Below are 8,573 nucleotides of genomic sequence, written 5' to 3' on the forward strand. Positions count from 1 at the left end.
CGCGGCGCCCGCGCACACCGAGGCCGCCCACACCGAGGCGGCCGGCGGAGCGGAGACCACCGCGGCCACCGCGGTGCTGAACCTGGTCAACCAGCAGCGGGCCCAGGCCGGCTGCCGGCCGGTGCGGGCCGACGCGGATCTCGCCTCGCTGGCCGGCGCCTTCAGCGACGAGATGGCGTCCCGTGGCTTCTTCGACCACACCGACCCGGACGGGGCCACTCCGTGGGACCGGGCGGACAAGGCGGGCGTGCGGGGCCTGGGCGGCGAGAACATCGCACGCGGCCAGGCCGACGCGGCGGCCGTGATGGACTCCTGGATGCACAGCCCGGGCCACCGCGCGAACATACTCAACTGCGACTTCACCACGCTCGGCGTCGGCGTCCACTTCGGCGCGGGCGGGCCCTGGTGGACCCAGGACTTCGGCTACTGACCCGGCCGCCGGCCCGCGCCCGTACACAGCAGGACCACCGCACCGCCGGACCACCGCACGGCAGGACCACCGGACAGCCGGACCACGGGCGCAGCCCGGCCGCCGCCCGTGTTGCCGGTGCCGTCCGCGCCGCCGGTATCAGCCGCGCGGTCCGGCCGGCGGGCGCTGGCAGCGCGGGCAGAAGTAGCTGGACCGGTTCATCCAGGGGCGGCGGCGTATCGGGGTGCCGCACCGGCGGCACGGCTCGTCCTCCCGCCCGTAGGCGTCGAGCGACCGGTCGAAGTAGCCGGACTCACCGTTCACATTGACGTAGAGGCTGTCGAAGCTGGTCCCGCCGACAGCGAGGGCCTGGTTCATCACATCCCGTACATGGCCCAGGAGTTCCAGGGTCCGGGGGCGCGTGAGGGTGGCGGTGGGGCGCTCGTAGTGCAGCCGCGCGCGCCAGAGCGCCTCGTCCGCGTAGATGTTGCCGACGCCGCTGATCAGCGACTGGTCGAGCAGGGCGCGTTTGATGGTGGTGCGGCGCAGCCGCAGCGCCGTGTGGAACGCGGCGTCGTCGAACTCCTCGTCCAGCGGGTCGCGGGCGATGTGCGCGATGACATCGGGCAGCCCGTCCGGGGTGTTCGGGTGCAGCGAGAGCCCGCCGAAGGTCCGCTGGTCGACGAAGCGCAGCTCGGTCCCCGCGATGTCGTCGAACCGGATACGGATCCGCAGATGCTTCTCGTCGGGGACCGCCTCGGGCTGGACCAGGAGCTGCCCGCTCATCCCGAGATGGCCGAGCACCGAGTACGCGGCGGGGTACGCGGCCCCGGGCGCCCCGCCTTCGGCGCCCGCGCCCGGCGTCCCGTCCGCGGCCGGGTCCTCCAGCGGCAGCCAGAGGTACTTCCCCCTCCGGCGTGCCACCCCGAACCTGCGCCCGCGCAGCGCGGCGGCGAAGTCGTCGCCGCCCGCGGTGTGACGGCGTACGGCACGGGGATGCAGCACCTGCACATCGGCGACGGTACGGCCGGAGACCCAGCGTTCCAGTCCGCGCCGTACGACTTCGACCTCGGGCAACTCGGGCACGCTGCTCCTCAGGGGTGGTTCACCGGCGAGCGGTGAAGAGGCTGAGAGGGACCATGGTGTGAAGGCTCATGAAAAGAACCGCCCGCCCCCCTCAGGGGACGGGCGGGGAAAGAACCGGCGTCAGGCCGAGGCCGTGCCGGCGGCCGGAGCCGAAGAGGTGTCGGCGTCCTCTCCGTGGGCGGCGGGGGCGGTATCGGCCGCACCCGCGCGCTCTTCCGCCGCGGCGCTGATCGCGCGCCACGCGGACTCCGCCGCTTGCTGTTCCGCTTCCTTCTTGCTGCGGCCGGTGCCGGTGCCGTACGAGACACCACCGACGCGAGCGGCAGCGGTGAAGGTCTTCTCGTGGTCCGGACCGGTCTCACTGACCAGATACTCCGGGACCCCGAGACCTTCGCTTGCGGTGAGTTCCTGGAGGCTGGTCTTCCAGTCCAGGCCCGCACCGAGGTTGGAGGACAGCTCGATGAGGGGGTCGAAGAGCCGGTGCACCAGCTCGGACGCCGCTTCGAGGCCCTGATCGAGATAGACGGCGCCGATCACTGCTTCCAGTGTGTCGGCGAGGATGGATGCCTTGTCCCGCCCGCCCGTGCCTTCTTCGCCCCGGCCGAGCCGGATGAAGAGACCGAGTTCGAGCCCACGGCTCACCCCCGCGAGCGCACGCGAATTGACCACCGCGGCCCGGAGCTTGGCCAGCTGGCCCTCCGGGAGATCCGGGTGGGTGCGATAGAGCGTGTCCGTGACCACCAGGCCGAGCACGGAGTCCCCGAGGAACTCCAGCCGCTCGTTGGTGGGCAGACCGCCGTTCTCGTACGCGTACGAACGATGGGTCAGCGCACGCACCAGAAGGGCGGACTCGAGTGTGTACCCGAGCCGCCCTTCCAGAAGCGTGTGGGACGAGGCATTGTCCGTCTTGTTGACGTCAGACATTGCGCCTCTCACCAGCCGCTCAGACCTCGAGGACCTGGCGCTTGTTGTAGGTGCCGCAGCTCGGGCACGCGATGTGCTGGAGCTTCGGCTCCTGGCAGCGCTCGCACGCAACCAGGGTGGGGACCGCAGCCTTCCACTGCGACCGGCGGTGGCGCGTGTTGCTGCGCGACATCTTCCGCTTCGGAACAGCCACGGCTACTTCTCCTGCTTCTCGTCGACGCCAGGTTCGGCGCCGTCAACGTTGTCCTTCTCGCCGACCTGGCCGGTCCCGACGAGTCCCTGCAGTGCCGCCCAACGTGCGTCGACGGCGTCATGGTGGTGACCGGGTTCGTCGTCCAGCCTGATTCCGCATTCGGAACACAGACCGGCGCAATCCTCCCGGCACACCGGCTGCATCGGCAGTGCGAGCACCACCGCATCACGCAGCACGGGTTCGAGGTCGAACAAGCCGTCCTCAAGGGGGGTGATTTCCTCGTCCTCGTCGTCGGCACTGTCAGCCGGGTCCGCCTTCTTGCTGCGGCCCCGGTCGTCGGCTTCGGGGTACGAGAACATCTCCTGGAAATCCGCTTCGAGCTCTCGCTCCAGCGGCTCCAGACACCTTACGCACTCCCCCTTGGCGGTTGAACGGGCGGTGCCTGTGACAAGCACCCCGTCCATGACCGACTCAAGGCGGAGCTGCAGTTCTACGGGAGTACCTTCCGGCACTCCGATGACCCCGTCGATGCCGAGGTCCTTGGGCGCTGCGACCGAGCGGGAGAGCCGCTGGAGCGCACCGGGACGCCGGCCCAGCTCGTGTGTGTCGAACACGAGGGGGTTGCGGTGGTCGAGGCGGGCGTTCAGGGCTCTTCCTGCTTTCGGATCGCTGAAGACTGGGAATGTGGTGCCGCCGCGTCGGGAACCGTCCGGAGACCATCGGAACGGGCAGCACAGATCGCGGAGGTACGGGCGACCGAAGAGCCAGGATACTGGACCGGCCGCCATAGACCCAATCGGCCCCTTCGGGCCTCTCGGGCCCTAGCGCCCCTGCTCGTACTCGCGCAGCTGGTCCAGGTTGATCATGCTGGTGTCGAAGAGGCTGGTCTCGTCGAGGGCGCCCTGCTGCTGCGGGTGGGGCGGCTGCTGGGGCTGCTGGATCTGGTCGGGCCCCGGGTAGCCGTAGCCGTCCTGCTGCTGGACCTGCTGCTGATACGCGTACGGGTCCTGCTGGTACGCGTACTGCTGCTGCTGGTAGGCGTACGGGTCCTGGGGCTGCTGGTATCCGTACGGGTCGTACATCTGCTGGACCGGCACGTCCGGGATGTGCTGCGGCGCCGCCTCCGGCGACAGCTGGGCGGCCATCGGAGCGGGCTCCTGGGCCTGCGGCTGCACGGCGGCCGGGGCCTGCGGCTCGGCCAGGTCGGAGAGGAAGTCCGCGTCGCTGCTGTGCCTGCGGCCCATCTCGTCCTGCTCGGCCATGTGCACACCCAGCTCGTCGGACGCGACCCGGCCGTGCAGTTTCTGCCGGCCGCGCCCCACCGCTTCGAGCGTCTTGGCCATCACGGCCTCGAAGGCTCCGAGCTTGGTGTCGACGTACTCGTCGGCGCGCATCCGCAGCGTCTCGGGGTCGTGGCTGCGCTCCGGCGCCTCCGGGTCCTCGTAACCCTCGTCGTCCAGCCCCGGGCCCCGGCCGAGCAGCTTCTCGCGGCCCCGGTCGACTGAGCCGATGGTCTTGGTGAGGACGACCTCGAAGTTCGCCAGCTTGGAGTCGACGTAGTCGTCGGCCTCCGCGCGGATCTCCTCGGCCTCCCGCCTGGCCTCGGCGAGCACCCGGTCGGCCTCGTCCTGGGACTGCCGGGCGACCTCGGTGTCGGAGATGAGGGAACCGCGCTGGGCGTGCGCCGCCTCGATGATCCGCTCGGCCTCGTCCCGGGCCTGCTCGACCAGCTGCTCCCGGCCGCCGATCAGCTCCTCGGCCTGCGCCAGGGAGCCCGGCAGGGCGTCGCGCACCTCCTGGAGCATCGCCAGCAGCTCGGCGCGGTTGACCACGCAGGAGGCGGACATGGGCATGGACCTGGCACTGCCGACCGTGTCGACGATCTCGTCGAGCTTCTTCTGCACGTCCACCGTGTGCGCCACCTGTTCTTCCGGCCTGGAGACGGACGGGGAAGACTGTACGGCCAGTCGGCGCCCGCCCGACACCTGGTGACGGTTCGTCAGTTCAGTGCGCTGCCGTCACCTGGGCCACCACGCGGCCGTCAGCCGGCTTCCCGCTTCTCCGCCAGCCGCTGCGTCAGGGCTTCGCGTACCAGCGGAGGCAGCAGGTGCGCGACATCCCCGCCCCAGGTCGCGACCTCCTTGACCAGGCTGGAGGAGAGAAAGCTGTAGGTCGGGTTGGTGGGCACGAACAGCGTCTCGACGCCGGAGAGCCCGATGTTCATCTGGGCCATCTGCAGCTCGTAGTCGAAGTCGCTGACCGCGCGGAGCCCCTTCACGATGGCCGGGATGTCGCGCTGTTTGCAGAAGTCGACGAGAAGGCCGTGGAACGACTCGACCTCCACGTTCCCGAAGTCGGCCGTGACCTGGCGGATCATGTCCAGCCGCTCGTCGACGGAGAACAGACCCTGCTTCGACTGGTTGATCATCACGGCCACGTGTACGACGTCGTACAGCCGTGAGGCGCGGGCGATGATGTCGAGGTGTCCATTGGTGATGGGGTCGAATGACCCCGGACAGACGGCGCGGCGCAACTGAAGTCCCTCGCTCCCGGGTCCGGTCATAGTGCGTCTTCGCACGGAGAGGCGGCGCGACCGTACCAAAGCGTGGCCTCGCCGTAACGACGGGCCCGCAGCGGCTCGAATCCCCCGGGCCACTTGAACTCTCCGCCTCGTGTGCTCCTCTCCACCGTGACGAGGGCATCGCCGGTGAGCCACCCCTGAGCACGGAGTGTGAGCAGGATCTCGCCAAGATCGTCATCGGTGACGGCGTACGGCGGATCGAGGAAGACCACGTCGTACGGGGCTTCCGGTGCCGGGCCTGTCACGATCTGCTCCGCTTTGCCGGTCCGCACCTCCGCCCCCGGGAGACCGAGCGTGCGTACGTTGTCGCGGACCGTGGCCACCGCCCGTGCGTCCGCCTCGACGAGCAGCGCGTGGGCCGCGCCACGGGACAGCGCCTCGAGACCGACGGCGCCCGACCCGGCGTACAGATCGGCGATCCGGGCCGCGTCCAGGGTGCCGAGCAGCGCTTCCCAGGTGGAGAAGAGCCCTTCGCGCGCACGGTCGGATGTGGGGCGGGTGCCGTTGCCCGGCGGTACGGCGAGGCGGCGCCCGCCGGCCGTGCCGGCGATCACGCGGGTCATCTCAGTCCTTCTCGGTGTACGGAGCCGGTGCTGACGGGGCTCCTGTTGCGGCCAGTCTCTCAGCCCTTGTCGAGATACCGCTCGCGCTCCTGGTCGAGGAGGGCGTCCAGGGCGGTGCGCAGGGCGGGCAGCCCGGTGAGCTCCGGGTCGGCGGCGACGACCTGGGCGGCCTCCTCACGGGCCGCAGCGATGACCTCCTCGTCGTCGATGACCGCGAGCATCCGCAGCGAGGACCGCACACCGGACTGTGCCTGGCCCAGGACATCGCCCTCGCGGCGCTGTTCGAGGTCGATACGGGACAGCTCGAAGCCGTCCAGGGTGGCGGCCACGGCGCCGAGCCTGGCGCGCGCCGGGCCCGCCTCATGGGCCTCGGTCACCAGGAGGCAGAGACCGGGCGCCGAGCCCCGGCCCACCCGGCCGCGCAGCTGGTGCAGCTGCGATACGCCGAACCGGTCGGCGTCCATGATCACCATGACGGTGGCGTTGGGCACGTTGACCCCGACCTCGATGACCGTCGTCGCGACCAGCACATCCACCTCGCCCGCCGCGAAGCGGCGCATGACGGCGTCCTTGTCGTCCGGCGCCATCCGTCCGTGCAGCAGCTCGACGCGAAGCCCCTTGAGCGGGCCGTTCCTGAGCTGTTCCGCGGTCTCGACCACCGCGAGCGGGGGCCGCTTGTCCCCGTCGGCGTCCGCCGCCGCCTCCGCTTCGTCGGATGCCGGCTTCCGCTTCCTGGGCTCGTCCTCGCCGTCCCCGATGCGCGGGCACACCACGTACGCCTGGTGACCGTTCTCCGTCTCCTCGCGCACCCGCTCCCAGGCGCGGGCCAGGAAGTGTGGTTTGTCCTTGGCCGGTACGACATGGGTGGCGATCGGTGAACGGCCCGCGGGGAGCTGGTCGAGTACGGAGGTCTCCAGGTCCCCGAAGACGGTCATGGCGACCGTGCGGGGAATGGGCGTGGCCGTCATGACGAGCAGATGGGGCGGCTGTTTCCCCTTGCCCCGCAGGGCATCGCGCTGCTCCACGCCGAAGCGGTGCTGTTCGTCGACGACGACCAGGCCGAGGTCGTGGAACTGCACCTTGTCCTCGATCAGCGCATGGGTGCCGATGACGAGTCCGGCCTCCCCTGTGACCAGGTCGAGCAGCGCCTTGCGGCGGGCGGCCGCGCCCATGGAGCCGGTCAGCAGCACGACCCTGGTGGACTGCTCGCTGCCGCCGAGCATCCCGCCGTCGGCCAGCTCGCCCATCATCTCGGTGATGGAGCGGTGGTGCTGCTGGGCGAGCACTTCGGTGGGCGCGAGCATGGCGGCCTGGCCGCCGGCGTCGACGACGGCGAGCATCGCGCGCAGCGCGACCATCGTCTTGCCGGAGCCGACCTCGCCCTGGAGGAGCCGGTGCATCGGGTGCTCCGTCGCCAGTTCGGCGAAGATCTCCCCGGTGACCTTCTGCTGCCCTTCGGTGAGGGTGAAGGGCAGCTTGGCGTCGAAGGCGTCGAGCAGTCCGCCGGGGACCGGTCTCCTTGCCACAGCGGGCAGTTGGGTCTCGGCGTACCGCCGTCTGGCCAGCGCGACCTGGAGGACGAACGCCTCGTCCCACTTCAGCCGGTCCCTGGCCACCGCGATATCGGCCTTCGTCCCCGGGCGGTGCACCTTCCGCAGCGCGTCGGGCAGCGTGGTCAGCCCGCGTCCGTCGCGCAGGGCGGGCGGCAGCGGGTCGGCGGCCTCCTGCGCCGCGGGCAGTACGGCGTCGACCGCCTTGGCGATCTTCCAGGACTCCAGCCCCTTGCAGGCCGGATAGATGGGGATCAGCTCGTTCGCCCATGCCTCGACCGCGCCCGCGTCGGTGTCGGCGTCCAGCAGTTCGTACGTGGGGTGGGCGAGCTGGAACCGCTGGTTGAACTTGGAGACCTTGCCCGCGAACATCGCTCGGCGGCCCGGGAGCAGCTCCTTCTGCGGCTTGTGGATGCCCTTGCCGAAGAAGACGAGCTGTAGTCGGCCACTGCCGTCGGTGATGTTGACCTCCAGGCGCCGCCCCCTGCCCTGGTTGAAGGTGAGCACCCGCGCGTCGGCGACCTGGGCGAAGACGGTGACGTGTTCGTCCAGCGGCAGCTCGGCGAGCTGGGTCAGCTCGCCGCGCTCCGCGTATCTGCGCGGGTAGTGGTGCAGGAGGTCGCCGACCGTGTGCAGGTCGAGGTGCTCGGCCATCACCTTGGCGGTGGGGGCGCCGAGCGTGTTCTTGAGAGGTTCATCGAGCGCGGGCACGCGGTCCATTGCACACCATGGGTCCGACAGCGGGGGTATTTCGCCGCTGCTCCCCCGCTGTACGGCGGCTGTACGGGCGGTGTTGGCCCGGCCCGCTACTCGACGCCGATCAGCAGCGGCGCCGGCTGGCGGCCGCCGTCGTAGACCACGGTGTCGACCGCCAGGTGCCCGCCCCGTACGAACTCCTCCAGCCGGTCGGCGATCGTGACCGGCACCCCGTCGCCCAGGACCAGCGTCACCAGTTCGCCGCCGGCGGAGAGCATCCGGTGCAGCACCGTCTCCGCGGTGGTGATCAGGTCCGCGCCGATCACCGCCACATCGCCGTCGATCAGGCCCAGCACGTCGCCGGCCTGGCAGATACCGGCCGATGTCCACGACTGCCGCTCGGCGACGGCCAGTTCGGCGTAGCGGGTGGCGCCGGCGGCCGCGGTCATCGCGACGACGTCCTCGTCGAAGCGCCGCTCAGGCTCGTGCACGGCCAGCGCGGCGACGCCCTGGACGGCGGCCCTGGTGGGCACGAGGGCCACCCGTACGCCCTCCGCCCTGGCCTGCTCGG

The 8,573-nt window shown here is 70.7% G+C and carries 9 protein-coding genes and 1 pseudogene; 1 reads left to right on the forward strand and 9 read right to left on the reverse strand.

Going from position 1 to position 8,573, the window contains the following annotated elements; all coding sequences use genetic code 11:
• Nucleotides 1–430 (forward strand): CAP domain-containing protein (locus G3I19_RS31925; protein WP_164267207.1); only part of this gene is annotated, 430 nt, incomplete at its 5' end.
• Between the two features lie 138 nt (nucleotides 431–568).
• Here G3I19_RS31925 and mutM read toward each other — a convergent pair.
• The 9 genes and pseudogenes from mutM to G3I19_RS31970 all read right to left on the reverse strand — a co-directional run.
• Nucleotides 569–1,495 carry a bifunctional DNA-formamidopyrimidine glycosylase/DNA-(apurinic or apyrimidinic site) lyase gene (gene mutM, locus G3I19_RS31930; protein WP_164267208.1) on the reverse strand — a complete coding sequence of 309 codons (927 nt, stop codon included), beginning with the start codon at nucleotides 1,493–1,495 and terminating at the stop codon, nucleotides 569–571.
• Nucleotides 1,496–1,615: 120 nt separating this feature from the next.
• Nucleotides 1,616–2,419: a ribonuclease III gene (gene rnc, locus G3I19_RS31935; RefSeq protein ID WP_164267209.1), complete on the reverse strand. Its 804-nt coding sequence runs from the start codon at nucleotides 2,417–2,419 to the stop codon at nucleotides 1,616–1,618.
• A gap of 19 nt (nucleotides 2,420–2,438) precedes the next feature.
• Nucleotides 2,439–2,612 (reverse strand): 50S ribosomal protein L32, encoded by a 174-nt coding sequence (gene rpmF / locus G3I19_RS31940; protein ID WP_030753522.1) that lies wholly within the window; start codon nucleotides 2,610–2,612, stop codon nucleotides 2,439–2,441.
• Between the two features lie 2 nt (nucleotides 2,613–2,614).
• The gene (locus tag G3I19_RS31945; protein ID WP_239074971.1) at nucleotides 2,615–3,259 is read right to left on the reverse strand and encodes a DUF177 domain-containing protein; all 645 of its coding nucleotides are present in this window, start codon (nucleotides 3,257–3,259) and stop codon (nucleotides 2,615–2,617) included.
• A 174-nt stretch (nucleotides 3,260–3,433) separates the two neighbouring features.
• The gene (locus tag G3I19_RS31950; protein WP_164267214.1) at nucleotides 3,434–4,522 is read right to left on the reverse strand and encodes a cell division initiation protein; all 1,089 of its coding nucleotides are present in this window, start codon (nucleotides 4,520–4,522) and stop codon (nucleotides 3,434–3,436) included.
• A 131-nt stretch (nucleotides 4,523–4,653) separates the two neighbouring features.
• A complete protein-coding gene (gene coaD / locus G3I19_RS31955; RefSeq protein WP_203600772.1) occupies nucleotides 4,654–5,145 on the reverse strand; it encodes a pantetheine-phosphate adenylyltransferase in 492 nt (163 codons plus the stop codon).
• A gap of 26 nt (nucleotides 5,146–5,171) precedes the next feature.
• Entirely contained in the window at nucleotides 5,172–5,756 is a 585-nt protein-coding gene (rsmD, locus tag G3I19_RS31960; protein WP_164267212.1) for a 16S rRNA (guanine(966)-N(2))-methyltransferase RsmD, read from the reverse strand.
• A 59-nt stretch (nucleotides 5,757–5,815) separates the two neighbouring features.
• Nucleotides 5,816–8,026 carry an ATP-dependent DNA helicase RecG gene (gene recG / locus G3I19_RS31965; RefSeq protein WP_164267213.1) on the reverse strand — a complete coding sequence of 737 codons (2,211 nt, stop codon included), beginning with the start codon at nucleotides 8,024–8,026 and terminating at the stop codon, nucleotides 5,816–5,818.
• Between the two features lie 86 nt (nucleotides 8,027–8,112).
• Nucleotides 8,113–8,573 (reverse strand): annotated as a pseudogene (locus G3I19_RS31970) (dihydroxyacetone kinase); the annotation flags it as partial.

Source organism: Streptomyces sp. SID10853 (assembly GCF_010548145.1).
In the GTDB taxonomy this organism is placed as follows: Bacteria; Actinomycetota; Actinomycetes; order Streptomycetales; family Streptomycetaceae; genus Streptomyces.

Coding starts and splice junctions, on each gene's coding strand:
- rnc (WP_164267209.1), bottom strand. CDS start 2,419: ATGTCTGACGTCAACAAGACGGACAATGCCTCGTCCCACACGCTTCTG.
- recG (WP_164267213.1), bottom strand. CDS start 8,026: ATGGACCGCGTGCCCGCGCTCGATGAACCTCTCAAGAACACGCTCGGC.
- rsmD (WP_164267212.1), bottom strand. CDS start 5,756: ATGACCCGCGTGATCGCCGGCACGGCCGGCGGGCGCCGCCTCGCCGTA.